Here is a 25,835-nt window from a genome sequence, read left to right as displayed (position 1 = left end):
ACGGGCGATCAGGGTGCGACGAGTGCCAGGCGCCTCTGGAGCTCGGCGGCATTGTCGGAGGCAATCCTGCGAAACATGGAGCTGATGCGGGTGTCATCCGCCACGGTTTGCCAGTAAGCGATGGCGGCGTGGCAGGCGGCGACCCACACGCCATGTTCACGGGGCAATGGCATGGCTGGATCGAATGTCACTCGTGGGAGTTCGCCACCTGGGAGTGGCGCGTACGCCATCGGGAGCATGTCGTAGACCGGGCACAAGGTGAGCCGCCCGTCCTCCGGTCGAAAGGCGAGATTGCCCAGATGCATGTCGCTATTGGAGATCAGGCGGCCGAACCAGGTGATGTAACGGATAGCCGTGACGGCCTCGGGTGCCAGCAGGCGCTTGTTGGCGAGTCCTTCGGCTAGGGTGTCCCATGCCGTGGGTGTATGGCCGAGCAAGGCCGCGTTCACGGTCTCCAGCGTCACCACCGGGCTGCGGCCGAACAAGCCGTGGCGATCGAAGCGTTCGACTTCCAGAAACGTTCGGCCCTGATGCTGAAGGATGCGGCCCGGAGGGGTTTGCACGCCAGGGAGCGCGGAGGCCGTCTGGAGTGCCAAGTGCTCCGCCACCAGCAGATCGGACCAGCGCTGCACGGTCGTGGAATCATCGGCCCCCGAGAACTTGACGATGACATGCGGCGTATTGCTGTCTCGCAGATCCCGGAGGGCGGTGAACTTCGGGAATTCACCCGCAGCGCTGGAGCCCGCGAGGCCCAGCGAGATGGCCTCCTCCGCCGCCTTCACGTACATGCGTTCGATATCGTCCGCCTTGAGGATCAGCGGCGGATCCAGGCGGGCCTTCTGCCAGGCCTGGAACGCGGCATCGCCGACAATCAGGTTGCCCGGGAGATCAGACCCCACGCGACTCAGAACCCACAGGATATCGTCGTCACTCCAGGTATCGGGATTGGGCGACACCACAAGGGTGTCCTGGAAGCGATGTGCCAGCTGGCGTCCGAGATAGCCCTGGGGGCGTATGTCGTACAGAGGATATGGCAGCCCGTCCCACCACCCATCGGGGGTCTGGTCGTCATCCTCCAAAGGCCAATCCGAACCACCGAAGTCGGCATGGCAGCCCTGCGGCTGGACAGGCGAGAGTTCCGTGAGTTCGTGCGGCTGGCCGGCCTCGTCAATCGCACGGATGGGGAGGGGCGAGAAATCGCCCCGCAGGGCTCGGCGCAGAGCGTAGCGAGTGCGCCGAGCCCGGCCGGCCGCAAGGACGGGCTCAGTCGTCTCCTGCAGCAGGCGGTGCAGGGTGGGAACCGACAGGCCCAATTCGCGGGCAAGATCAGCCGCGCGCGCCGGGGCGAATTTCGCAAGCGCCAAGCCGAGCTGCTGGTGCGCCGCTTGTCGTTTGCTCCTCATCCGAACCCGCCCAATTGAAATGATTATTGAGAAGATACTAACCCATTAAGGGTTTGATATATATAGCTTCAAAAGCCCGCCGAAGCATGTACTGAAACAATCCCATGGCCGAAGCGAGCCCTGGCCAGGAGGGGTCCCGACCTGCTGCGTTTGTGACAGGATTTGTAACAAAGGCGGGGCGATACAATCCCGGGGCTCCAGACTCGACCTCGGAAACACACCATGACCGACTGCCCCACCCTGTCGATGTACTCCGCCCTGCAGCAGGCCTTCGATCATTTCAACGAACGGCTGTTCGACAACGAACTGCCGCCCTGCCTGATCACGCTACGAAGCTCCCGCCGGCAACGGGGCTACCACCACGCCGAGCGCTTCATCTCCGGCGACGGCACGATCATCCACGAGCTGGGTGTTCATCCGGGGTACTTCACCCTGAATCCGTTGGAAGTTGCGCTCTCCACCCTAGTACACGAGATGGTGCATCACTGGCAGGAGTGCTTTGGCCGACCGAGCCGGTCGAACCACCACAACCGGGAGTGGGTCGGCAAGATGGAAGCGATCGGTCTGGTGCCGAGCGATACCGGCCTGCCGGATGGCAAACAGACCGGACGCCGAGTCACGCACTACATACAGCCGGCCGGGCCCTTCGCCCGAGCCTGCTCGGACCTGCTGGCCACCGGGTTCGAGCTACCCTGGTTCGACCGGCATGCCCCCACCGATCCGGAATCGGTTGCCCAAGTGCAGGAGGCCCTGGCCGAACAGGGCCTGGCCGTGGCCAGCGCCCCCGCGCCGGCCGAAACGATCCCCCTGCCCGACAATGCCGAAAAACCCGCGGTGTTCGCGCCACCCGCGCCGCGCCCGGATCCCCGTGTCCGCATGAACTGTCCGACCTGCGACGCGCGAGTCTGGGCGCGACCGGAAACCGAGGTCGTCTGTGGTTCCTGCATGGAGCCCATGAGCCATGCCTCCGAAGACGCAGGTTGACCCTGCCAACATCAGATCAACGCGCGGGCATGCCGAGAATGGCCGCGACCACCCGCTCCTCCGCAGAGCTTTGAAGCGGGAGGCTGGCAAACGCCTCCAGTACCTCGGGGCCAAGCTCCGACTCCGCCTCAATGAGTTCCTTGCGCAGATCCCGCAGGCGAAGGAACCCCCGGCGCTGCTGGGTCAGGCGGCGATACCAGTAGGGACGGATGAGCTCCAGCCAGCGATTGGCAAGCGCCTCCCAATCCGGTTCTCCGCCCGTCAGCGTTTCCGGCTTGCGCTCCAGTAGATTGCGCAGAGCGAGATAGGCGTCAAGGCGCGCTTGCTCCCTCTGGCGGGCCGCCTCCTCTAGTTATGCGTGGACCTAATCCGGGGAAGTCGACAGATCCACTCGGCGGAATTATCGGCGGGTCTACCCCGAACCTATCGTCTCATCAAGGCCAGCAACCTCGGAGCGAGATGCCCTGACATCGCGAGCTGTGCCCTTGCGAAGGAACGGGTCTGGCATGGACTGGATTCGCCGGCCTGCTCCAAAAGCGAGACGACCCCCTCCAGTTTCTCTTTGCCCCCAGCATAGTTCTCCAACAGCTTGTCACCGATCGTCGTGCCGAAATGAATTTCCAGCATCTCGATTGCTTTTGCGTGCTGTTCCTCCCATAGCCATCGCGCAGCAGCATGACTCTCCGGACCCGAGCTCTTTACCCAACAGGCCACTTCTTCTTTTAAGTCCGGGGTGAGCCCACCAAGGAAGCGCTTCCACCACGCGAACGCGTTAGGCAGCCCGCGACAATGGCTCAGTATTTCTCTTTGGATGGGAACGGACATCAGAGGGAACACCGGGGTAAGGATTGCCAACTGCCGCTCGTTCAGAGCCTCAAGAAATACTGCGAGGTCGGCCGTTTCGAGTAGAGAGTCCTTGAACACGGAAGGCCCAATGAGCCAAAAATGGAGCTCCCCCGGCTTCTTATCATCTCGCGGGATGGCCCGAAAAAGGGAGATCAAGGCCTGCGTGGAATCCTTCTCTCCCCGGACTTTTTCAGACAAGGCATCCTGAGCCCAGTCCGCGGACATCACGGTTCCCCACCACTCCCATAACACCAAACAATTGTCCCGCATGGCCCGCGAAAGCAAGCCAGGATGGAAGATGGCAGGAGCGTCAATGAGCGCGGTCGGTAGCCGATCCACAATCACGCACGCAAGGCGCACCAAGTGTCGTTGCGCCAGTGGAAGGTCACCAATGCCGGCGCTCGCATCAGGGGTTCGGATGACTCCGTGCAGTGCAAGACTGGGCGAATCCAGCCAACCCGGGAAGCATTCTTGCCAGTCAAGCGGGAGCGCGTATGTGGGGGGCTTCGTGTAAAGACTCCACGCCCAGCACGCCGCGTCCCACCAATCCGTGTTGCCCGAAGCGGACGACAAGGATTGCCCAACCGTAACGCCACCCCCGAACAGCCTTGCCAGCACGAGGTCCCGGAGATCGATCATGGCCTGCGAGGGCTGCTCTGTCTCCCATTGGCCACGTCCCATGGCCGAGAAGAGCGCCTCTGCGGCGCCGATGTTCGCCGCATCATCCACCGCGTCCTCAACAACACAGAGGGCACATGCCGTGATCTCTTCTTCGCCGAGAGACGCCAGCGCATCCAGAACAAGCGCGGATCGCTCCGGGTCAAAGCACAAAGTACCCCATTCGCGAGGATCCCCATTCGTGATCAACCGCCGCAGTTCTTCTGTGACAAAAGCGTGGACGGCCACGTGCGGGATCAACTTCACCGCACCCACCGCATTCGTCTCGACCCAGTCCGCTTCGTTCAGATGGGACGCGGTTCCGGTTGACTCCGCGGGATCCGATGCAGAGGGCGGTTCTTGAGGAGCTGGTTCATCTCGTAAGGAGACAGGCACCTCATTGCCCTGGTGCGGCGAGATCGCTTTACCTACGCGGTCAGCCAATCGTTTCCAGTCCCTCGCCTCAATCCACGACGACCACGGCACATTGGACGAAAAGAACCAGGTCTTCACATAGACAGGGAACAGTTCCCGCTGGGCCTGTCCCGTGCCGTCCCTCAGCAACGAAAGCAATTGCTGCGCCGCGCCGCGCTCCCCAACAATCGGCAACTGTTTCGACCCGACGCGATACGCCAGCCCGGCAACCTCGACTAGGGCTCGCGGAGTTGCCACCACCTCAGGATTCGGCAAATCGCGTATCCATCGCCGCAGCGGACCACTATCCCATTCCCGTCCGGACTGGGCGTTAAGCCGCGAAGCCATCCAGGCGACCAGCCGTTTTTTCCAGTCGTGCATCAATCGGAACTCGTACCCCCTCACACGGTGATCATTGAAGGTCGCGAGCAGCCGCTCCAAACCTGGGCGACCTAAAAACTCTTCTGGCAGGGGAAATGGAGCCACGATCAGGATGGCCCCTCGAGGAGCACGCCGCTCCAATGCCCCCCGATCGCTCGACCCTTTGGAGTCCGAAACCTTAAGACAGAGGGGCGTCGGATCCAGCAAACGATCTTTCGCGTCGCAGACGGATGTTGCGGCCATGCACTCGAACGAACCCGCCACGTTGAGTCGCTGCCAGAACAGGTCTAGACCGGTTCCCCCTGGGAAAAATACCCAGGACACACCGCGCGGCACGCCGTGTCCGGCGAGAACACCCGACCGCACGTCCAGCCAAGAATCCAACTCATCGCTACAGTCCCGATTTTCGTGGCTGAAATACCCCACGCGGCATGCTTCCTCGCGGCGCAAATCCAGAGGCCGCATCTCCGGAAACCCTTCAAACCGATAAGCGGCCAATAGGTCGGCCTCCGGATGGATCCCGAGCTCACTCTTGGGGCACCCGAGCAAATCCGCCAGCTTGTCGGCGAACATGCTGTTCCGCTCCCACCATCCCGTCTTTCCGTGGTTCAGTTCACTTAACTTCGCGCCCACCGACCGGGGCTTCCTGGGCTCCTCCGGAACCGCCTCGCAAAGCGCTTCTCCCAAGCTTTTCAGGGATTTGTATTTGGCCGCCCGTAGCAATTCCTCAAGGCCCGTCATAGCCCGCCTGCCGTTTGGAATGGGCCAGCATAAGGCCATCCGCCTCGGCATCGCCATAGCGCACCGGTGCACTTCGTTGCACGTTCATTGCTCCGCGAGCGGGCCCGCCTCAATCTGGCTGGGCGATAAACGCAAAAACCAAGGAGATCACAATGACCATGCAAATTCGATTCGTCGGCCCCCTGGGAAAAGTTACCGGCTCATGCGCTTGGATGCGGGACGAAGTCCGCCGATGGAACTTCCTCGTGGACTGCGGCATGCAGCAAGGTGAGCCCACCGCGGAGCAGTGGAATGCCGGCAACGAATGGCCCTTTGACCCCAAAGAACTCGGGTTCGTCATACTGACCCACGCCCATGTGGACCATTGCGGACTGATCCCCGAACTCTACAAACGCGGGTTCAAAGGACGCGTCTACTGCACCCAAGAAACCAAGGAGCTGGCGAAATTGCTCCTGTGCGACGCAGCGAACCTACCGGGCACTCCGTTCGAGCCGGACGATTTGGATCGCATCCAGTTCCACACGCCAAACGGAGAAACGAAGTTCGGCCACTACCACCCCGTTGCGGACGACCTGTTTATCCGGTTTTTCCGAAGCGGGCATATCCTGGGAGCCGTCAGCGCGACGGTAGTCTGGGGCGACCCGAAATCCGAGCAGACCAGCATCGTATTCTCAGGCGATATCGGCCCGGGCACTGAAGACCGAGAAGCCCCGCCCTTTACACGGCACCTGATGCACCCAAACCCGGCTGATTTTGCGGTGGTTGAATCCACCTACGGAGACCGCGTCCGTTCTCCCAACGACATGGACCCTGCCAAGCGCAGAGACCGCCTCGCGGCGGCGATGGATCGCGCAATGGAGCAGGGCGGCACGCTCGCAATCCCTGCATTCAGCACGGGACGCACACAAGATGTCCTTTTCGACATCCACTTCGTAGTGGCCAGTGATCCAGCGCGTTACACAGGGATGTCCTTCATCCTGGATTCGCCCCTCGCGAAAAGCATCAACGACCTCACCGTGGAGGCCCTCGGGAAAGTGGAGCCCCAGGGAAACAACGGCAAGGTTCGCCCTCTTTGGCTTGGCAAGCAGGTGTTCCGGGATCTTGGACTCGACAAAGACGATCCGGACCATTTTGATCACGCCCACCAGCTCTGCAACCAGGCGCTCTCCACGGCGCCGGAAGCGCATGCCCCCACCGACCCACCGGGCAACGCAATCTCCGCGCAATGGCGCCCCCTCTTTAAGTCAGCAAAGAAAGACGGAAGCGAAATCGTGACTGTTCAGGCGGGTCCACGCGTCGTCGTGATGAGCTCGGGCATGTGCGACGGTGGCCCTGCTGTCCGCTGGCTTCCAGCACTACTCACATCAGCCGACAATGAAATCGCCCTGACGGGCTACTGCGCTCCCGGATCCATCGGCAACAGCCTGCAAGAACTCGCGCCTATCCCAAATTCTGAAAGGCGTAAACTTCGAGACAAACTCTGCTGGAAGCAGCCCGGCCCTTCGCTTCCGCGGCGCGAAATCAAGGCATCCATATCCACTCTATCGGGATACTCCGCCCATGCTGACCAAGCGGAGTTGGTCGACTGGGTGGTCCACGACTTCCCTCGAGGCAGCGGAAAGCGCCAAACGATGGCCACCAAGGTCTTCATCCAGCATGGGGACGACCGAGCCCGAAAAGCTCTATCCAAGGCCATCCTAAGCAAAGCCGACGAGCATGGCCTTTCGATCGAGACTGATAGGCCCGAGGATTCCTCCGGCTGGATACCTCTGGGCCCTCAGCGCTAGCATGGTCAGCCATCCTCTATCAAGGACATCCCCTTGCGCCACACGCGCAGGGGGATGATCGCTTACCCCATCAGGTGCCCAACGGAATCGCGACCACAGGATCACCTGAGCAAGCCCGTCCTAAGCGGATGCGCAAGCATTGGCTCAATGAGCCGCAGGCGTATCGCCTGCGAAACGGTAGAAAGCCTTTACGGCCCAACCAAACCTCACCATTACTTACAGACGAGGTCCGTAATCTCAAAATCACTTACGCCGAAGCAAACCCTACCCGAATGAGGTTCGCCAAAATGGATGCGACCCGGCGTGGCCACTTGGGCACGCTGTCCCTCGCGCCTCACTCCGTTGGAGAAAACCGCAACAAAATTAGACGCCAATTCACGCATGTAACGCTGGTTATTGATCCGGCCACCCTGGCCCTTAAGTCGAAACTGAACCCTCACACATCGATTCTTTCTCACCTCGCCCCCGCTCACAGTCCCAGAGACGAAACCGCCAGGGTCTACGTTACCGGTCACAAAACCGCCCTCTAATTTCTCCCGCTCGTACGTTGAATAATCAAGGATCTCCATCGAAGAGCACTCGTTACCCACCGTTCGCCCTGTTGGCCCGCGCTGAGTCGCTGCCCGACGCTCCCGTTCTTCCAGCCTTTCGCGCAAATCCTGCTCAGCCCGAAGTCGCCGCTCATTGGATCCATCGAGCACATTTGCATCTGGATTCAGCCTAAGCGTCCCACTAGGAGTTCCTGCACAGGGCCTATCGGACAACGTTGTCCCGCCATCCGCATCGGTGCAACGGTAAATATCGCGCGCTTCACCTGTGGACACCATCACCAACAAGACGATGACCACGAGAACTAGTTTCGGAATTCGGTTCACATCATCACCTCGATACTATCCGCGCGCCTGCGCGACGAAACCATGCGGGCAGAGGATTACGCCACACGGGCCCCACTAAGTTTTCCCGCCGACCCCAGGTCCTGCTCATGCCCCCTCCATCATCAGGCGTCAGCGTGCCGCCGAACACAATGGACATATCGTGACCGCGCGGATCTCCGCCAGCCCAAGACCAATCACGAGCAAGCCGTCACCGATGAAGGCTTCGTAGCTTTCGTGCTGGTGCCCATGCACGAGACGAGACACTCCAAGGCAGGAAGCAACGCGGTCGAGTTCCTCAAAACCGTGCCGATGGGTTGAAGGTGCTTCGTGGGAAAAAAGGATATCAGCACTCTCCTGTGCCAAGCGGTCCACATCCTCCGACCAGATGGCCCCGAGCACTCGTAGTGGAGTGCCTTCACGCCAAGTGTCCGGTACACCCGACTTCTTAACGGGGCCAAGCGATGCTTCGTAGACTTCTCGAGACTGGAAGCGGGGAGGCTCAGGCGGGTACCATATCTTGCCCTGAAAATGACCACCAAGCCCCGCCAGACGCATACCACCCATCGTCACCACAACACCATCCAAATTTACAGCGCGGCCGCTGGCCATCATGTAGTCGTAGTAGTCCGGTCGGTCATAGTCATGGTTGCCGGGGATGAAGGCGACCTCCATCGAATCCGGCAGTTCCGAGATAGCGTCGGTTAGTGGCTGATCTAGGGTCAGGTCGCCCAGAAAGATCACAGCACTGGCTGTGGGATGTTGCTCAGCGATTTGCCTGCATAGTTCGGCGACCCTTCCGTGCGGGTCGCCTACCACCACTAAATACGGATCGGACATAGATAAAGCCACCCAAGAATGAGGTAATGCCCTTTATGCTAGCGGACCGGGGTGGCAGGCGGGTTGCTGTCGCCCGTGAACGCGGGCACTTACGAGAAGGCCCATACTTGGGCCGCGAGTGTCGTCGAAGAAACTCAACGACGCAGGACTCATGAATAGCCTGCAAAAAGTTGCCTTCCAATATGCTCTCGAAGCCCCCACCCGCGAAACCAGTCAAGATCTGCTAGAAGATCATCTCGACGAGCAACGCCGTCCGCCGGAGTCCGCGAGGACGCGTGATCTCGGTGCAGAGCAGGGGTAAAAGGCAAGGTCTGACCCCATGCCGCGCACAGAACACCGCTGCGCACCCATAGCGAGACACCAGCCCCAGCCGCCTCGATTCACGTCCCTTACCCCGCCCCGGGTCGGACCACGATACCCGGTGCGAGACGTCGAGGTCAGGCTCCATACCGCGCATCATTTTGCCCGGGCAAACTTGCAGCCCTGGACCTTTCTGAGTCGTGCGGCCTCGCCTTTTCCCCCTGCGGAGTTTGCCCGGGCAAACAAACCGAACGGATCTCTTTCATGCAGGGTTTGCCTGGCCAAAGAGGACTCCAAAGCCAAAGGAGGCCGAGATGCGCAAGAGCCGGTTTACGGAGAGGCCGACCGCCCGATCGAGACACTGACAGGCATCGACCCGGGCACCGCTTGAGGGGCTATACGCCCCACAACCGGCCGTCGAACGGCCATCCAGTCTGACGGCCGTACGCCGCCTCATGAAGCCTTAGTTTCCGCCCGGCGCCGAAACTTGGCTGCCAACGGCATCCACAGAACCCACGGCCCCGGGTCCGAACAGGTCGCGCATGCCACCGAGTGATGAAAGCAGGGCGGTTCCCTCCATCGGCACAAAGACGCGATCCCCATCTTTCGCGAGATCCGGCAACATGCCGATGTAGCGCTGGGCGATCAGGTAATTGACGCCGGCCTTCGGGCCCTCGGGGTGATCGCCCAGACTCGCGATAATGAGCTGAATGGCCTCCTTCTCGCCCTCGGCGCGCAGGACCGATTCCTGTTTATCGCCCTCGGCCCGGGCAATCGCTGCGTCCCGGTCACCCTCAGCGCGACGGATCTCCGCTTCCTTGTAACCCTCAGCCTCACGAACCGTGGCTCGGCGAGTGCGCTCGGCGACCATCTGCTGGTTCATCGCCTGGACAATGTCTTCCGGCATGGAAATATCCCGGATCTCCACGCGATTCACCTTGAGCCCCCACTTCTGTCCAGCCTCGTCCATCACAACCGCCATTTGCTTGTTGATGGTTTCCCGGTTTTCGAAGATATCGTCCAAGTCCATCTTGCCGATCTCAGAGCGAAGCGTGGTCTGGGCGAGCGTCTGGATGGCAAGCACGAGGTTTTCCGCGCCATACACGGCGGATTGCGGATCCATGATCTGGTAATAAATCACCCCATCGATGGTGACGCCCACGTTGTCCTTGGTGACCACCGATTGATCGGGAAAATCGAGCAGTATTTCCCGCATATCGATCTTCGTATCGGTTCGAACAATCTTTTCGGTTCCCTTGAACTGGAGGATCGTGATCGGCCGAGGCTGATCGATAAACGGGATGACCAGATTAAGGCCGGGGTTCAGAACCCGGTGGAACTTACCCAGACGCTCGATCACAACTGCCCGGCGCTGGGGCACCATGGTAATCCCCATACTGAGGAAAATGCCGACGAGAATCGCCAGAACAATAAAGGTTACGAGTCCTTCCATTTCAGAGACTTCCTTTGCGCGTCAGTGCGCTACTGCGAGTGTGGGGTCACCACGGCGGTGATCCCTTCGAAACGGACCACGCGCACGCGATCCCCGATAGCCAGTGACTCGTCACCGGTTTCCGGACGGGCTGGATAGAAATCCCCGAGGAAGGTCACACCAAAACGCCCCCCTTGCTCCTCGACGATCAGGATCTCCCGCCCCACGCGGATATCCTGGGTCCGGAGATTGCCGTCATCCCCGCGAACCCAGTGCCGGCCGATCCAGAACACGAAGGCCGCCATCACGATCATCCCGGCCACGCCCCCGACCACCTGGCCGGACAGATCCGCGCCGAAGGCCGCGGCCACGGCCGCTCCAAAGGCCCCGCCGGCGACGATCAGGGTAATCCCGCCGCCACCGGACATGAGCCCACCCAGGAGCAGCAGGTCCAGGATCAGGATCACCAGTGCGACGACCAGCCAGATTTGCCAGAGGTCGACGCCCCCAAGCCCCGTCAGCAACTCCATTTCACTCGCCCTCCTTTTTATGGCCGAGGCAAACCGCGCGCCCTATCAGTCCACCAACTGCAGTACACGCTCACGATATTCTTCTTCGGATAAGACGCCCCGATCCCGAAGGCGGCGCAGTGCTTCGAGATCCGCCTCCAGCTCGCTGGAGGATTGAGTTTCCGAGGGCCCTTCGGCGATGGCCCGGTGCAGACGTTCGTCGTCCAATGCCTCGTCGATCGTCTCCCACAGAGTCCGCGTCAGGAGTTCTTCCAGCTTCTCGATGGACGCAAAAATGCCGCCGCCTGCGCCCCCCTCGACATTGCTTGACCGAACGGAATTTTCATACGCGATGTGGCGAGAGCCACGTTCGACCAAGGTGACATCCAGTCTCGAATGCGCCTCTCGGCGCATCATCTGATTCGAATCCAGTTGCTCGATGTCGACTTCCAGGATGAACGCTCCCTCACCCTCTTCCGCGAGCATTCCCCGCTGTTCAAGTCCCGTATTGAACTGGCTGCGGACCACCTCGGACACCGGCTCTTCGGTCTCGAGCGTCTGCAGGGGATTCCCGAAACCGCCCCGAATGGCCCCCAGCCAGTTCGAGCCGTGTTGCCGGCTGTCCGTAACGGAACCCATCTCGACATTCGCCGAACCGACGCTAACCGTGTCACTGCTCTGGGCAGGATCCAGGCTGACTGGCGTCGTGGTGCACCCGACCAGGAACATGCCGCCCAACATCAGCCCTGCCAGTTTTCCGCTGATCACTATCTCTTCCCCTGTTTCGTTCAGGCCCTAGCCTGTTGCCTGCGACTTGATGGAGAGGCCGAGTCACGACTCGTCCGTCCCCCGAAATAAAGCTCGGTCGCGTGCGCCTCGCTGAACAGGTCATGCCCTCGCACACATCGGGTCTGCGTCGCCCAGACGGTGAAGGCCCCGTCGTGGGTTTTGTCGCCGCACACCTCTTCCAGGCCCGTCACGACGTCATCGCATCGCACACAGCGAAGTTCTCCCGCGATCGCCGAAACCATTTGCGTGAACCGGCCGCGCAGTTCGGACCGAAACGCGTCCGGGAGATCGGTGATGGCATCGACACGATCGTCCGCGGCCTGCAGCCATAACCGAAAGGCCCGACGAGGCCCGTCCGGTCTTGCCGCGACCACAGGCGGGTCACGTTCTTCCAGCCAGTGCTCCAGGTCGCGGGCGGAAACAATCCATTCACAGCCGCCGGCTGACTGCCCCTGCTGGGGTGACAGAAGCCGAACGCGGCGGGTGCACCGCGGAAGCTCCAGCAACAGATTGCCCACGGTCCATGCCCGAATGTCCTCGCGCGTTGCCAGGCGCTTGCGACCGGACAAGCACGCCCAGCTGTTGCGCAATGCACGGAAGGCCCTCATGCGGGATCCTTCGTGCGGTAGGCCAGACGGGCGGATTCCAATTCCTGGGCAATGGCGTCGCGCAGTGACGGGGGCCCAACGACCTCGACGCCTGCACCCAGCCCCAGCAGCCACCACTTGAGCCGGGCGGTGTCGCGCACGGTGGCCGTCACACGCGAGGTGCCGTCGGGACCCCGCTCAATGAGCTGGTCTTCAGCCAGGCGCGCCTCGTGGAGGTGGTAGGCAAGATCCCCATTGACGCGCATTTCCAGGGGGATGGCATCACCCTCGGGATAGTCGAAGGCGCCGTCGCGGATGATCTGGTCGAGGTCGAATCCGCCCTCGGGATCGCGGGCGGGCTGATCGGTCAGGGCCGCGGCCTCGATACGGTGGGCCGCCAGATGCACGACATCCTGGTGCGGTTCCATCGTGGCCAGAAAGTAGATAACCGGTTCGCGAAACACGAGTCCCAGCGGATGGATCCGGTGGTCCTTGACCTGTCCCTTCGAGCGGGAACGGTAGGTGATATCGAGGCAGCGGCGTTCCAGCAGGCCCTGCTGCAGGACCGCGAACACCCCGTCCGGCATCTCGGGCGGGTTCAGCGGCGGTCCGTTGGACAGGATGCGAACCCGCTCGGGCCACAGGCTCAGACCGGAGGCCTCGCCGGCGGAATCCAGTACTTCCCGGGCGCGGGCAACCTGTGGCTTGAGTCGCGCCCGGGCCGAAGGCGGCAGCAGTTGGGCGGAGTGTGCATGCAGGATCTGCAGCGTCAGGGCCGTTTCCGGATCCATCGCCGGGACATCCTGCAGCGGCGCCTCGTCGGACCAGTACCAGCCGTAGGGGCGTTCGCGGTCGTCGCAGACCAACGGCAGGAACGAGGAGAGATTCTCAACATCGCGTTCGACCGTGCGCAGCGACACCTCGATCCCGCGATAGGCGAGCCGCTCCTTGAGATCCGGGGCGCTAAGCCGCCTCGGGCGCCGCGGGATCATTCCCAGCAACAACATCCGGCGCTGCAACGTCGCGCGCATTCCTTGCCCTTCCGGCATCCCTTCTCCCTTGTCGCGCGGCCCGTTAAATGGCGGCGCATTTGCCCCTACCATATCCCACACCGTCCTCATGGCAAACCGGACCCCTGCCCTGTCGTTCCTCCCAGTACATCACATCGGGGCGTCAGGTCATGTCGCACAAAAGCGCCAGACTGTCCGAATCATCACCGGAGCAGGAGATCGCCATGAGATGGATCGTGATCGGAATCGCATGCCTGTTGGCAGGGTGCGCCGCGACGGTGCCTGCCGGATTCGGGAAGCCCTCCATCTATGACGCCGACGGGAACCGCAAGGGCTACATCACCGAAGGCGCCCTGGGCCAACGGCAGGTCCGCGATACTCGAGGCGTGCTGCTCTACGAGATCCGTGACTGATGCGGTAACGCGCGTTCCGCATGCAGTACGAGGCCCCCTTTCGAGGGAGGAGTACGGACTTTCTAAATTTGCTATGCGTCAAAAGCTGTCGCCCTCCTGTGTGAAGCTGGAATGCCACTGACACCAGGAGCTCCACATGCCCATGAGCCATCGCCGTCGACTTCGCAAACATCGGATGCGCTCCAGCCGCCTATCCCGCGCGGGGGCACTGAGCGGCATCCGCATGCTGTGGATTCTACGGGTCCTCGCAGCGGCCTTGCCGCAGGACGCAAGCGGCAAGCTGGACAAGTTGTTGAACCGCCACTCGCTGGAGGGACTGGGCATACTCCTCGACGACGAAGAACGGGAACACGACGAGCTCGCTCTGGAGCGGGCAGTGCAGGAACGGCTTCAAGCATTCGAATCCGACGCACCGCGCCTGCGAGATCACCCGATCGCGCAGAACGTCCGGATCCTTGGCGAACCGCTGGGCCTGAACAGCACGGAACGCGAGATCCTGGAGCTCCTCACCGTCAATGCCTCCAACCGCGAATTTTCCACGCTGCTGCCCGAAGTTCGCGAGGCCTGTGACCTGTCCCCGGAGGGGGTGCTGGCGTTTGCCCTGCGGCGGCCCGAACGCGAGATCCGCGCTGCCCTCGCATCACGCGAGACCCTGGTTCGTTCCGGTCTCGTCGAGCTGGACACGTGCGGCACGTTGTTGGGCAACGATCTTGGGTTCGATTTGCTGCGCGGTCTCGCTTCCGAACTTTCCGGCACGATGGACTCCCCGGATCGCATCTTCACGGGGTTCTTCCGCGACATGCCGGCTCCCGAGGAGGACCAACTTCCCCTACCGCACCTTCAATCGGACATTGAACGGCTCAAGGCGCTTCTTCTCCAGGCCATTGCGGACGGCGTCCAGGGCGTCAACATCCTGCTGTACGGACCCCCGGGCACCGGGAAGACCCAGATCGCGCGGCGCATCGCCCAGGAGACCGAGCTACACACACGGGAAGTGAACCATGAAGACGCCGAAGGTGCCCCCATGGAACCCCACCACCGGCAACGGGCCTACCAGCTCTGTCAGTACCTGCTGCGCCGCGCTGATGATGCCCTGATCGTCTTCGACGAAATCGAGGATGTGTTCGGGCGCGACCCGTTCGCGGCGCTGTTCGGCGGCGGCCGTCGCCCGAAAATCGGCGGCAAGGCCTGGACCAACCAGATGCTGGAGGAGAACGCCGTACCGGCGATCTGGATCACCAACCATCCTGATCAACTGGATCCGGCTTATCTGCGTCGCTTCGATTACGCGCTTGAGGTGGGCCACCCGCCCCGTTCAGTCCGCCGCGCACTCCTGGCGCGCGCCTGCGAAGGCCTCGACGTGACCGAAGCCTGGCTGGACCACACGGCCGGGACCGAGGCCCTGACCCCCGCCGAGATCCGCCGCGCCGCACGTGTGGCACGGCTCCTGCGCAATGGCCGGGATGCGCCGGAATCGATCATGGCCGATCACCTGAACCAGCAGGCCGAACTCCAGGGGCGCCCGCCACTAACCACGCCCCGCGGACTTGATGCACTGGACTATGGCCTCGAATACCTCAATACCGACACCCCGGTCGAGACGGTTATCGAAGACCTGATCGCGGGTGGGCAAGGCACCCTACTGGCCTATGGCCCGCCAGGCACCGGCAAGACGGCACTGGCTCATCACCTGGCCGAACAAGCCGACCGCCCGTTGCGCAAGCGCACCGCCTCGGAACTGATCTCGCCGTACGTGGGGATGACCGAGAAGAACCTGGCCCGGGCCTTTCGGGAAGCTCGCAAGGAACGTGCGGTGTTGTTGCTGGACGAGGCCGACAGCTTCCTGACGGATCGGTCGCAGGCCCGCCAGTCCTGGGAGACCACACGAACCAACGAACTGCTGGTCCAGATCGAGGCCTTCGAGGGCATCCTCGTATGCGCCACCAACTTCCTCGAGGCCCTGGACCCGGCCGCCCTGCGTCGCTTCGACCACAAGCTGGAACTGCGCGCATTGAATCAACAGCAGCGCGCACAGCTCTTCGATCAGCTTGTCTCGCGACTGCAGCCAAGCGATGCAGACGATCGCGCCGCACTCGATACCGCTCACGCGGTCGTGCGCCGACTCGACGGCCTCACTCCCGGCGACTTCGCGACAGTGGTGCGAGGCCACTCGCGCCGGGGCACGCCTCGCGCAGGCCTCACCTTGCAGGCACTGGCCAACGGCCTGGTCGGCGAGCATCGCATCAAGCCTGGTACGGGCGCACGCCGCGCAGGCTTCGCCTGACCCAAGACCGCCAACACGTAGTCGCACGGATTGCAGAGGCCAAGGAGCGCCACATGGATGACATTCAAGAGTCGACACAAGCTGGCACTATTGCCGCCCTGAAGGCAGAAAGGGATCAACTCCTCACGCTCCTGAAGGCACTACCCGACATCTCCTTCGTGCTCGACGAAGACGGCCTGTACGTGAAGGTCATCGGCGGGGCCAATGAGGCGATGTACGCGAGCGGCAAGTCGCTGGAAGGCTATACGCTCGCAGATGCCCTTCCTCCAGCGGTCGCCGAGGCATGCTTGACCCACGTGCAGCAAGCCCTCCACACCGGGGAGATGCAAACGCTGGAATATCAACTACGCGTTGCTGATGTGACACTGCTTCCTCCATCCGTTCGGGATACCGATCACCACCAGACCGAACAGTGGTTCGAGGGCCGGGCCTTGCCGCTGCCGAGCTACGATCACCCAAAGCCAGTGGTTCTCTGGGTCGCCGTCAATATCACGCCCCGCAAACAACTCGAGCAATACTGGCGCGAGATCGCCTACACCGACCCCCTGACCGGCATCGCCAACCGGCGGGCCCTCTTCGAGCAGGCCAAGCATGAAATCGAACGGGCTCACCGCCACCACCGCCCGCTTTCGCTGCTCATCCTGGACATCGACCACTTCAAGACGATCAACAGCCGGTACGGTCACGCCCAGGGTGATGAGGCCCTGCGCCAGTTCACACAGGGCTGTTTGGACCTGCTTCGCGACACCGATCTCATGGGTCGCATCGGGGGCGAGGAATTCGTGATTCTCCTACCCGAAACCGACCAGGTGGGTGTAGAGCGACTCGGTACCCGCGTAGTCGAGGTGATACCGACCCTCGACGTACCGGGAATGCCGCCCGAGCACAGGATGACCGTTTCGGTTGGGGCCGCCACACACGTAGAAAACGAGGGGTTCGAAGGCCTTCTGCAACGTGCCGACAACGCTTTGTCCGCGGCCAAATCGTGCGGTCGTAACCGACTAAAAATGGGGGGCACATAGCCCGTAGCGCCGGCGCACCTGGTACAGCCAGAGGCTGCGGTCTCGGGCAAACTTCTGCAGGAACTCCTGCTTGTGGCAGCGATGCGTGACATGCCACACCTGCCTCCGGCAAGTGATCGCGATTGGCTCGCGGCATGGCTTCCCTCGCTGGAATGGCCATTTGAAGACAAGTTGTTACGTTAAACCCTCACTTGGGCCTTATTCCAGCGTTTTTCTCCGCGTTTTCCGTGCGTTAGCCTGGTCCGACCCCACTATAGACCGGTTTTTCTGGTCCCGCGCACAGACGGGCTCGAGCCCGGACTCAAGACCTGTCAGCGACCGGATCAAACGATGTCACGGTGAACCCGAGACCGCGGGCGGGGTTGCCAGCCAACACTGGGCCGGCAAACCGAATCCCTTTTACCGTCTTCCGTCAGACGTTCCAATACCGGATCGGATTCTGAACGTGCTTTAACTCGCCCTGCACGATGCGCCTACCCCGTTGCCCCACAAAACGCTCCCAGTCTTCTGCCTCCGCGGGTTTCCCCACAAACCCGTATCGGCCTTGAAAATCCTCTCTCGGTACTATTAGATCCGGGAAATTCTCCTTCTTCGCTTCCAGCCATTCGTCATTCGTGAAAGCCCCCACTACAACACCACGAACCACCGCCAGCACATGCTTGGCTTTCGATGCACGTCGTGCGTCAATCCGCCACGCATAGCGCACTTGATCATATATATGCTCTACTGATGAGCGGTTCTCAATTGCATTGATATTAATCAATACTAGCCGATCTTCCGGAAGAACCGCGAGTTCTGGTAGGTCATATTTATCGACTACCTCTTGCGCATTCATAGGCCCACGATCGCCGCTCCCCGCTCCACCTTGCACATTCGTCAGCCCTGGGTACGCATCAATCACCGCCGCTTCCACCTCACTTACCGCTTCGAGCGTCGGCATATCATGCCGATGGATTATATGGATTACATCAAGGCCCGCATTTCTAATGGCCTCAATCGTACTTCGCTTTGGGTCCATTTCCCCGCTTTCATCATCCCCCGATAGAATTTCCCCTTTGGCGTGCTGAAAAACGCGATTCCCCTGCCCACGCCCGACATAGAATGTTTCGCCATTTCTCGGATCCACAAGACGGTACACGTAATAACCAATCGCCTGACACACAAAATCTGAAAACATTGAAACGCGCTCCTTTCCTAATTCTCGAACAAATATACCGAACTAACGGATCGATCTGCAGGCAGTCTAGGCTCGGCAGGATATCCTCCGGAACCGCGGTTGCAGCTACACTCTCAACCCCCTCCCTCCAACTTGACTCGCCTTAAGTGTCGCGCGCTCACGCGTCGTTTTCTGTCGCCTGGCCGTTGCATCTTAGGATCGCGGCGGAAACCGGCGGAACGGGGATGACACTATATTAGTTTTTTACTTATCTTTTGCCGCCTCATGGACGTACTACCCAAGGAGCATCACCTCCGTGGACCCTGATTCCTCTCCAATCTCCCGCGCCGCCCATGAAGCCGTGTACAGGGAACGGCCCCAGCTCCTCACCCTGTTTCGGGTGCTGCCGGACATCTCGTTCGTACTCGACGAGCATGGTGTCTATCTCGACGTGATCGGCGGATACGTCGATTCAACCGACGGTGCCAAAAACGTCACGGGCGAAACACCGCTGGTCCTCGACCCACTGCACCGACAGACCTCGAGCCTGCGTAAAGGACTCGCCTTTGGCCCTGAGGCCAACGGACGGCTCAACCGCCAACACCTCCCAGCCATGATCGGCGAGTGCAGCGGCATCTCGCCCACTGCCCGCCCCGACGTCCAGGGCAAAAGCCGGACTCTCGGGCAGGAGGCCACACCAGGCTGCGTGCACCTCCTCGAACGCCAGTGCCTGGTACTCGGCGAAGAACCCGTCGGCGTGGTAGGAGTAGAAATCGCTCATCTAGTGCCCCAACGAAACGCGGAAGGATGGAGAGTGGATGCTCCCGTCATGTCGAAGAGCCTACGGGCCGGTCGCCAGCCGGATCGGCTGGCCCGGGAATCCCAAGGTCCACACTTCAACGCCCTGTATTCGAGGTTTCGGAAAGGCGCGGTCCATCGCACATTTCCGGTGGCATGGGGCGCGAGTGCGTCAGGTCAGTAAGGCTGCCATATCCTGTCGGTGTAGACCGCTGACGTGCACATAGCGCTCGGTCATCTGGATGGAACTATGCCCCAGCCAATCCTGCAACACGTGCACGGTCGCGCCATTCTCTAACGCGCTCGTAGCGAAGCGATGCCTGAGTGAATGAAACGTTGAGCCGTTATCCAAACCTGCCCGCTGTTTCATCCTTCTGAATACGTGCTGCACTTGATGCATGGGTTTAGCGGAATTCTTTCCTGGGAACAACCATCCATCGTCCGATCGATTCTGATGGAGCTGCTCCAAGACCGGAAACAAGCGTTTGCTAATCGGGACGCTGCGAGCCTTGCCGCTCTTGGTCGTTGATACAAGCTTCCCGTCCACGACGGTTTGACGAACCTGTATGGAACAGCTTTTCAGATCCACATCGTCCCAAGCTAGGCCAAGCACCTCAGATGCGCGAAGACCCGCAAACCGTGCCAATGCAACCATGGCGCGATCCCGTACGTCCGGATGGGTCCCAGGATCCAGCAGCTTTTCCACATCTCGCTCGGAGAATACGTCGACGTGATCGGGACGGGGCCGGAGTGGCCTCAGTTCACGCGTCGGGTTCGGAATCGCAGGATCAGACTGGCGCGCATGCTCGAAGACGTTGGATAACAGGCTAATAATCCGCTTCACGGTTGCCCGTCCTAGCCCTTGGTTGGACAGGTCCGAACGGAAGGACTCGACGTCCCCGGGGGAAATATCTCCGATCGGCTGATCACCGAAGTGAGGAATCAGGTAATTATCCATCCGCCCACGGTTGTGCCGATAATCCTGATGGCTAACCGCACTCCAACGTAGAAAATCCTCAGCCGAAACGTCGAAAGGGCACTTCTGCAAGCCGTAGCCTGCCGACGCCTTGGGAGACTCCAGGGTTGCCTTGGCACGAACCCGCTTTAGTTCGTCACGAGCCTGGCTGAGGGTCACGCCATCCTTTTCCCGGCCCAGCGAGCCCTTGTACCGCCTACCCTGCATCCGGAAGTCATACCGCCAGGTACCTGTGCCTTCCGCCAGCTTGCGCCAGATAACCTCCCCATCAGTCATTTCCTGACCGGGCAAAAGAGCGCGCTTTTCAGCGTCCGTGAATCGTACGTTTCTGTTTTTCTTGGACATAAATACCTCCATGGTTGAGCCAATAGAGGTATTTATGAGGGGGAATCCAGGGGGAGAACCGTGGCGTACGCTAGCGTATGTCAGCGTATTTCAACGACTTACCGGTACCCAAAAATGAAAAAGCCGAATCAACGAATAGCGGTTAAGCTATTGATTCGGCTGCAAATTCTGGTGGCCGGGGACGGAATCGAACCGCCGACACGGGGATTTTCAATCCCCTGCTCTACCGACTGAGCTACCCGGCCATACTTCGGGGGAATCGTCCTGTGGACGAAGGGCGGTATTAAAGCCGTCCGGCGGCCCCACGTCAAGCGCGCGGGGCTGCCAGATCGATACGAGCCGCGGAAAACTGCGACTCAGGAGGCGTTCGGGTCGACAAAACCTTCCGGCTTTTCCGAGCCGTCGCCGAACAGGAACTTCTCCATTTCCTCTTCGAGGAACTTGCGCGCCTTGGGGTCGACCGGGGTCAGGCGGTATTCGTTGATCAGCATGGTCTGGTGGCTCAGCCAGGCCTGCCAGGCCTCCTTGGACACGTTCAGGTAGATCTTTTTGCCCATCTCGCCGGGATAGGGCGGGAAGTCGAGCCCGTCCGCCTCTTTGCCGAGCTTCACGCAGTTAACGGTTCGTGCCATTGCCGGGATCCTTGTCGTCGTGCAGATAACGCTGGATGGGGGCCGGGATGCCGACCGCCCGTGATGTGCCGGGTTTATACCAAATCACCCTGCTCCCTTCCATGATCCCACACGCGCCAGCCGGGAGGTCGAAGGGCCGAATGCGCAGATCCAGGCGGTAGTGGCTGAAGCTGTGCTGGAGCCCGTGATCGGCACCGGACGGGGTGGCACCGGGCCACTGGACGAGCACCCAGTCTTCCAGGGCCTCGGCGGTTTCGGCCTCGGGCAGGCTGTAGAGCCCGCCCCAGATGCCGTCCTGTTCGCGCTGGATCAAGGCGATACCCTCCGGTGCCCGCAGACAGGCGGCCCAGCGCGTGCGTGTGGGCAGATCGCGGCGCGGCCGGGGCGAAGGCAGCGTGCCGGTCAGGCCCTGCTGCGCGGCGCCGCAGTCCACGTGCACCGGGCAGGCCTCACAGGCGGGGCGGCTGCGAGAACAGAGCAGGGCGCCCAGGTCCATGATTGCCTGGGTGTAATCCGCGCAGCGTGCAGCAGGGGTGCGCGCCTCGGCCTCGGCCCACAGTTCGCGCTGGACGGCGGTACTGCCCGGCCAGCCGTGGATCGCCGCGTGACGGGCCAGTACGCGCTTGGCATTGCCATCCAGAATGGCCTCGGGCACGTCGTGCGCCTGGGCGATGATGGCCGCGGCGGTGGAGCGCCCGATGCCCGGCAGTTGTTCCAGGCCCTCGCGATCGGCGGGGAACACGCCCCCGTGTTCCTCGACCACCACCTGTGCGGCGCGGTGCAGGTTGCGCGCACGGGCGTAATAGCCAAGCCCCGACCACTGGTGCAGCACGGCGTCCTGCGGGGCCGCGGCAAGGCTTTGCACGTCGGGGAACTGCTCCATGAAGCGCAGGAAGTAGGGGACGACGGTCTCCACCCGGGTCTGCTGCAGCATGATCTCGGAGACCCACACCCGGTAGGGCGTGCGCGGATGCTGCCACGGCAGGTCCGTACGGCCGTGGCGATCGAACCAGGCGAGCAGCCGCTCGGCGAAGGCGTTCATGGGCGAATCGACCATGGCGGCACCCGCACCGGGGGCGGGCACCGCGGGTGATCAGCGACTGCGGAAGCGATCCAGGAGCCGGTCGGACTCCTGCTCGATGCGCTCGCGGGCGCGTTCCTCTTCCTCGTCCAGGCGTTCGCGGACACGATCCTCTTCCTCTTGCACGCGTTCGCGGACCTCGTCCTCGTAGCGGTCCCGCAGGGCATCCTCCAGGTCGAGACGGAAGCTCGGGTCGGTGAACGTGCCGCTGATGCGGATCGGCAGCATCACGCCGCGCAGATCGTCGAGTTCCCGGCCGCCCTGGCCCTCCAGCGTACCCACCACGGTGGTATTCACGCGGTAGTCGAGGGTGTCGTCGTTCAGGTCGGCCTGGCCTTCGCCGCTCACCCGCAGCAAGGGCGAGCTGGCCGCCAGGTCCTCGTTGCGCACGATGCCGTCGCGAATGGTGAAGCTGCCGGTCAGTTCGCTGAAATCGGTCTGGTTGGGCTCTTCCTCTTCCAGCTGCTCGCCGCGCAGGCGCGCCTCGGCCCGGCGGATGATCTGGGCCACGTTGATGCCGCGAACCGCGCCATCCTCGAAGCGCATGTTGCCGGAGCCGTTCAGGGCACCCTTCAGCTCGCTCAGGAGCTCGCCCCGGGTGGCGATGTCCAGCTCGAGGTTGCCGGTACCCATCAGGCGCGCATCGTCGCCCTGGAAGTCTTCCAGCAGGGCCCCGATATCCAGCGCCTGCAGGTCGGCTGCCAGCTCGTAGCGCGGGGCATCGTGGCGCGCATCCAGGCGCAGGCGGCTGCTCAGCTCGCCGTCGTAGGCCTCGGCATTCAGGGGCTGGATATTCCAGTCACCGGCCTCGGCGCGGATCTGCAGCTCGATGTTGCGCAGGACCATGCCCATCACGTCGAGGCGGCCCAGCGCCGCGCTGCCATCCATATCGACGCTGCGCAGGGCCTCCAGCGGCAACTCGATGGCGATATCCTCGTCGGCTTCGCCATTGCCATTGCCGTTTTCCGTGCGCGCCTCTTCCACTTCCGGCGGCAGGTAGCGGTCGAGATTCAGGCGCTCGCCGGAGACATCGAAGGTGATCAGCGGGCGTTCGCCGCGGCCATCCCAGCCCGCGGAACCGCTCAGCATGGCGTCATCCACGGTGATCAGGAACGGGTCCATGTTCAACGCCTGGAAGCTGCCGTGGGCGGACAGGTCCAGGGCAACCCGGGCCAGGGCATCCGGATCGCTGGTTTTGGGGGCGTCCATTCCCAGGTCCGTCAACACGTCCTTGAGGTTGAAGGTGTTGGTGCGCATCTCGCTACGGATCTGCGGCTGCTCGCCATCCAGCTCGGACAGCTCGGCAAACCCGGTCATGCGCACGCCGGCGACACCCAGCGTCAGACGCTCCAGGCGCAGGGACATCGCGTCGGCCATTTCCAGGGCGACATCGGTTTCCAGGGTCATGCCCACGGCGCGCGGCAAGCCACCACCGTCGAGGCCCAGGGTGGCGTTCAGACGACGCACGGAGTAGCGCTCGTTGAGCAGGTCGACGTTCATCAGCCCGCCGAGGTCGAGCGCGAGCTCCACGGGTTCGGCCAGATCGCCGCCCTCGGCGCGCACGACCGCTTCCAGATCCAGCCGCGTCTCGACGCCCGGGCGGAAGCGCCCAATCTGCAGCTCGAACGGGTCCAGGGTGGCCTGCATGCCGGTCTCGCGATCATCCCAGTGCACCCGGGTATTGGTCAGGGAGATTCCGGCCACGTCGATGCGCTGCAGGGCCAGCCGCGTCTCGGTCGTGGTGCGCTCGTCGTCATCCGCACCCACGGCCTCGTCGCGGGCGGCGCCCGCGTGATCCAGCAGGTCGTCCCAGTTGTTGCGGCCCTGCTCGTCGCGTGCCAGGTTCAGGCGCACACCGTCGGCCTGCACGCGCTGGACCTCCAGCTCGCGGCGCAGCAGCGGCATCACCGCCACCGCGACATCCACCACGTCGACCTCGGCGAACGGCTCGTCGCCAAAGCCCTCGGCATTGCCAAAACGCACCTCTTCCAGACGCAGCCCAAGGCTGGGGAACAGGGTCAGGCCGATCGGCCCGGAGAGGGTCAGCTCGCGACCGGTCGCTTCCTGCACCTCCGCTTCGATGCGCTCCTTGTAGTCATTGGCATCGAAGGTGATCAGCAGGTAGGCGGCCACGATGATGGCCAGCAGGATCAGTACGGCGATCAGGCCCAGCAGGCGCTTGATCCATTTCATTCGGAATCTCCTTTCGGTTCGGCCCGCCAGGTGCCACTGCGGCCCCCGCGTTTCTCGAGCAGGCGAACACCATCAATTTGCATGCCGCGGTCCACGGCCTTGCACATGTCGTAGACCGTCAGCAGCGCGGTGGACACGGCGGTCAGCGCCTCCATCTCCACCCCGGTCCGGGCGTGCACCTCGCAGGTGGCCTGCACGCGCACGGCGGTGTCTTCCGTCTCCAGCTCCAGGGCCACCCGGGTCAGTCCGATCGGGTGGCAAAGCGGGATCAGGTCGCCGGTCTTCTTGGCCCCCATGATGCCAGCCACGCGGGCAATACCCAGGACGTCCCCTTTCGCATGGCGGCCTTCGCGGATGCGCTGCAGGGTGTCCGCCTGCATGTGGATCCGGCCCTCGGCGATCGCCACGCGATGGGTGACGGACTTTTCGCCAACATCGACCATGTGCGCATGGCCTTCGGCATCGAAGTGAGTGAATTCGTTCATGCCGGCTATAATGCTTGACTCGCAGTTATCTTTACAGGGGCCGGAATGACCGTAAGCGTTCACTATTTCGCGCGATTGCGCGAGGAACTGGGCCGCCAGGGCGAAGAAGTGGCCCTGCCCGGAGACAGCCTGACCGTCGGCGAGCTGTGGCGGCACCTGCACCAGGATGCCCCCCCGGAACGCCTGATGGCCGCGGTCAACCAGGAGCAGGCAAGCCTGGAGACCCCGGTGCGCGATGGCGACGAGGTCGCCTACTTCCCGCCGGTGACCGGGGGCTAGGGTGGCGGTCGAGATCTATACCGGCGATTTCGATCCCTGGGAGGTCGTCCGCCAGGCCGAACAGGCCATCCCGGCGAACGCCCGCGGCGCGGCCAGCGTGTTCGTCGGCCGCATGCGCGACTTCAACGAGGACGAGGACGTGACCGGCCTGTTCCTGGAGCACTATCCGGGGATGACCGAGCGCGAGCTGGAGCGCATCGTCGCCGAGGCCGAGGCGCGCTGGCCGCTGCTGGGCTGCCATGTGGCCCACCGCGTCGGCGATGTGCGTCCCGGCGATGCCCTGGTGCTGGTGGCCACCTGGTCCGCCCACCGCATCGCCGCCCGCGACGCCTGCAGCGACATCCTCGAACGCCTGAAGCACGAGGCCCCGTTCTGGAAACGCGAGACCCTGGCCGACGGCACCGACCGCTGGGTGGAGAAAAACACCCCGGGTTTCTGAACCCCGCCGCCCTGTTCGCACCCCTTGTAGGAGATTCTATGTCTCTCCACAAGGGATCTTAGGTTGGTAATCGGTCTGATTTTTCATCAAGGCGAAGGCGACGCGGGCCAGCTTTCGAGCCAAGGCGTTCAGTGCCTGGGTCGTCGCCAGGCCACGGTCCAGGCAGCGCTGGTAGTAGTC

The 25,835-nt window shown here is 62.3% G+C and carries 24 protein-coding genes, 1 tRNA gene and 2 pseudogenes; 8 read left to right on the top strand and 19 right to left on the bottom strand.

Features of this window, described 5'->3' with window-relative positions; all coding sequences use genetic code 11:
* Nucleotides 1-8: 8 nt before the first annotated feature.
* Nucleotides 9-1,403, bottom strand: a complete 1,395-nt coding sequence (gene yjjJ / locus F618_RS14700) for a type II toxin-antitoxin system HipA family toxin YjjJ (protein ID WP_026331111.1) — start codon at nt 1,401-1,403, stop codon at nt 9-11.
* Between the two features lie 222 nt (nt 1,404-1,625).
* On the opposite strand from yjjJ, the gene F618_RS0101540 reads away from it, so the two are divergent.
* Nucleotides 1,626-2,387: a SprT-like domain-containing protein gene (locus F618_RS0101540; protein WP_019567578.1), complete on the top strand. Its 762-nt coding sequence runs from the start codon at nt 1,626-1,628 to the stop codon at nt 2,385-2,387.
* Between the two features lie 16 nt (nt 2,388-2,403).
* Here the strand turns inward: F618_RS0101540 and F618_RS16290 are convergent.
* Nucleotides 2,404-2,736, bottom strand: a pseudogene (locus F618_RS16290) (hypothetical protein); the annotation flags it as partial.
* A 74-nt stretch (nt 2,737-2,810) separates the two neighbouring features.
* A complete protein-coding gene (locus tag F618_RS0101530) occupies nt 2,811-5,258 on the bottom strand; it encodes a hypothetical protein (RefSeq protein ID WP_155997972.1) in 2,448 nt (815 codons plus the stop codon).
* Nucleotides 5,259-5,578: 320 nt separating this feature from the next.
* On the opposite strand from F618_RS0101530, the gene F618_RS0101525 reads away from it, so the two are divergent.
* Nucleotides 5,579-7,213, top strand: coding sequence for an MBL fold metallo-hydrolase (locus tag F618_RS0101525; RefSeq protein ID WP_019567575.1), 1,635 nt, complete (start codon nt 5,579-5,581; stop codon nt 7,211-7,213).
* 212 nt (nt 7,214-7,425) lie between these two features.
* On the opposite strand, the gene F618_RS16545 is transcribed toward F618_RS0101525, so the two are convergent.
* Both F618_RS16545 and F618_RS0101520 read right to left on the bottom strand, forming a co-directional pair.
* Nucleotides 7,426-8,040: a DUF4124 domain-containing protein gene (locus F618_RS16545; protein ID WP_369772985.1), complete on the bottom strand. Its 615-nt coding sequence runs from the start codon at nt 8,038-8,040 to the stop codon at nt 7,426-7,428.
* Between the two features lie 177 nt (nt 8,041-8,217).
* Nucleotides 8,218-8,925: a metallophosphoesterase gene (locus F618_RS0101520; protein WP_081620844.1), complete on the bottom strand. Its 708-nt coding sequence runs from the start codon at nt 8,923-8,925 to the stop codon at nt 8,218-8,220.
* Nucleotides 8,926-9,076: 151 nt separating this feature from the next.
* Between F618_RS0101520 and F618_RS15900 the strand changes: the two genes are divergently transcribed.
* Nucleotides 9,077-9,226, top strand: a complete 150-nt coding sequence (locus F618_RS15900) for a hypothetical protein (RefSeq protein WP_155997968.1) — start codon at nt 9,077-9,079, stop codon at nt 9,224-9,226.
* A 462-nt stretch (nt 9,227-9,688) separates the two neighbouring features.
* Here the strand turns inward: F618_RS15900 and F618_RS0101515 are convergent, their stop codons facing one another.
* The 5 genes from F618_RS0101515 to F618_RS0101495 are packed head-to-tail and all read right to left on the bottom strand — an operon-like array spanning nt 9,689 to nt 13,591.
* Nucleotides 9,689-10,678 carry an SPFH domain-containing protein gene (locus F618_RS0101515; protein ID WP_018937346.1) on the bottom strand — a complete coding sequence of 330 codons (990 nt, stop codon included), beginning with the start codon at nt 10,676-10,678 and terminating at the stop codon, nt 9,689-9,691.
* 29 nt (nt 10,679-10,707) lie between these two features.
* A complete protein-coding gene (locus tag F618_RS0101510) occupies nt 10,708-11,187 on the bottom strand; it encodes an NfeD family protein (protein WP_018937347.1) in 480 nt (159 codons plus the stop codon).
* A 45-nt stretch (nt 11,188-11,232) separates the two neighbouring features.
* Nucleotides 11,233-11,934 (bottom strand): YajG family lipoprotein, encoded by a 702-nt coding sequence (locus F618_RS0101505; protein ID WP_019567573.1) that lies wholly within the window; start codon nt 11,932-11,934, stop codon nt 11,233-11,235.
* A 20-nt stretch (nt 11,935-11,954) separates the two neighbouring features.
* Nucleotides 11,955-12,563, bottom strand: a complete 609-nt coding sequence (locus F618_RS0101500; protein ID WP_019567572.1) for a hypothetical protein — start codon at nt 12,561-12,563, stop codon at nt 11,955-11,957.
* Complete coding sequence (locus F618_RS0101495) at nt 12,560-13,591, bottom strand: YafY family protein (protein WP_026331110.1); 1,032 nt, start codon at nt 13,589-13,591, stop codon at nt 12,560-12,562. Before F618_RS0101495 ends, F618_RS0101500 begins: the two co-directional genes overlap by 4 nt.
* A 185-nt stretch (nt 13,592-13,776) precedes the next feature.
* On the opposite strand from F618_RS0101495, the gene F618_RS0101490 reads away from it, so the two are divergent.
* From F618_RS0101490 to F618_RS0101480, 3 genes are all read left to right on the top strand, one after another.
* Nucleotides 13,777-13,965, top strand: coding sequence for a hypothetical protein (locus F618_RS0101490; RefSeq protein WP_019567570.1), 189 nt, complete (start codon nt 13,777-13,779; stop codon nt 13,963-13,965).
* 223 nt (nt 13,966-14,188) lie between these two features.
* Nucleotides 14,189-16,249 carry an ATP-binding protein gene (locus tag F618_RS0101485; protein ID WP_026331109.1) on the top strand — a complete coding sequence of 687 codons (2,061 nt, stop codon included), beginning with the start codon at nt 14,189-14,191 and terminating at the stop codon, nt 16,247-16,249.
* A gap of 53 nt (nt 16,250-16,302) precedes the next feature.
* Nucleotides 16,303-17,271: a sensor domain-containing diguanylate cyclase gene (locus tag F618_RS0101480; protein WP_019567568.1), complete on the top strand. Its 969-nt coding sequence runs from the start codon at nt 16,303-16,305 to the stop codon at nt 17,269-17,271.
* A 412-nt stretch (nt 17,272-17,683) separates the two neighbouring features.
* Here F618_RS0101480 and F618_RS15245 read toward each other — a convergent pair whose 3' ends face one another.
* The 8 genes from F618_RS15245 to moaC form a co-directional block, all read right to left on the bottom strand.
* Nucleotides 17,684-18,448, bottom strand: a complete 765-nt coding sequence (locus F618_RS15245; RefSeq protein WP_081620843.1) for a hypothetical protein — start codon at nt 18,446-18,448, stop codon at nt 17,684-17,686.
* 451 nt (nt 18,449-18,899) lie between these two features.
* Nucleotides 18,900-19,208: a class I SAM-dependent methyltransferase gene (locus F618_RS14690; protein WP_019567567.1), complete on the bottom strand. Its 309-nt coding sequence runs from the start codon at nt 19,206-19,208 to the stop codon at nt 18,900-18,902.
* A gap of 189 nt (nt 19,209-19,397) precedes the next feature.
* Nucleotides 19,398-20,546, bottom strand: coding sequence for an integrase family protein (locus tag F618_RS0101470; RefSeq protein ID WP_019567566.1), 1,149 nt, complete (start codon nt 20,544-20,546; stop codon nt 19,398-19,400).
* Between the two features lie 169 nt (nt 20,547-20,715).
* Nucleotides 20,716-20,791: transfer RNA gene (locus tag F618_RS0101465), tRNA-Phe, on the bottom strand.
* A gap of 111 nt (nt 20,792-20,902) precedes the next feature.
* On the bottom strand, nt 20,903-21,178 hold the full coding sequence (locus F618_RS0101460; protein WP_038032041.1) for an oxidative damage protection protein: 276 nt from the start codon (nt 21,176-21,178) through the stop codon (nt 20,903-20,905).
* The gene (gene mutY, locus F618_RS0101455; protein ID WP_026331108.1) at nt 21,162-22,220 is read right to left on the bottom strand and encodes an A/G-specific adenine glycosylase; all 1,059 of its coding nucleotides are present in this window, start codon (nt 22,218-22,220) and stop codon (nt 21,162-21,164) included. The genes F618_RS0101460 and mutY overlap by 17 nt, the downstream gene beginning before the upstream one ends.
* Nucleotides 22,221-22,271: 51 nt before the next feature.
* A complete protein-coding gene (locus F618_RS0101450) occupies nt 22,272-24,452 on the bottom strand; it encodes an AsmA family protein (protein ID WP_019563032.1) in 2,181 nt (726 codons plus the stop codon).
* Nucleotides 24,449-24,937: a cyclic pyranopterin monophosphate synthase MoaC gene (gene moaC, locus F618_RS0101445; protein ID WP_018938673.1), complete on the bottom strand. Its 489-nt coding sequence runs from the start codon at nt 24,935-24,937 to the stop codon at nt 24,449-24,451. Before moaC ends, F618_RS0101450 begins: the two co-directional genes overlap by 4 nt.
* Nucleotides 24,938-24,982: 45 nt before the next feature.
* Here moaC and moaD point away from each other — a divergent pair, with 45 nt between their 5' ends.
* Nucleotides 24,983-25,216 carry a molybdopterin converting factor subunit 1 gene (gene moaD / locus F618_RS0101440; RefSeq protein ID WP_019567564.1) on the top strand — a complete coding sequence of 78 codons (234 nt, stop codon included), beginning with the start codon at nt 24,983-24,985 and terminating at the stop codon, nt 25,214-25,216.
* A gap of 1 nt (nt 25,217) precedes the next feature.
* Complete coding sequence (locus tag F618_RS0101435; protein WP_018649571.1) at nt 25,218-25,655, top strand: molybdenum cofactor biosynthesis protein MoaE; 438 nt, start codon at nt 25,218-25,220, stop codon at nt 25,653-25,655.
* 36 nt (nt 25,656-25,691) lie between these two features.
* On the opposite strand, the pseudogene F618_RS16285 reads toward F618_RS0101435, so the two are convergent.
* Nucleotides 25,692-25,835: pseudogene (locus tag F618_RS16285) on the bottom strand (IS110 family transposase); the annotation flags it as partial.

The organism is Thioalkalivibrio sp. ALMg13-2, from assembly GCF_000381185.1.
GTDB lineage: Bacteria > Pseudomonadota > Gammaproteobacteria > Ectothiorhodospirales > Ectothiorhodospiraceae > Thioalkalivibrio > Thioalkalivibrio versutus.
The sequence above is the reverse complement of the archived record's forward strand: the minus strand, read 5'-3'. Positions and strand labels throughout refer to the sequence as shown.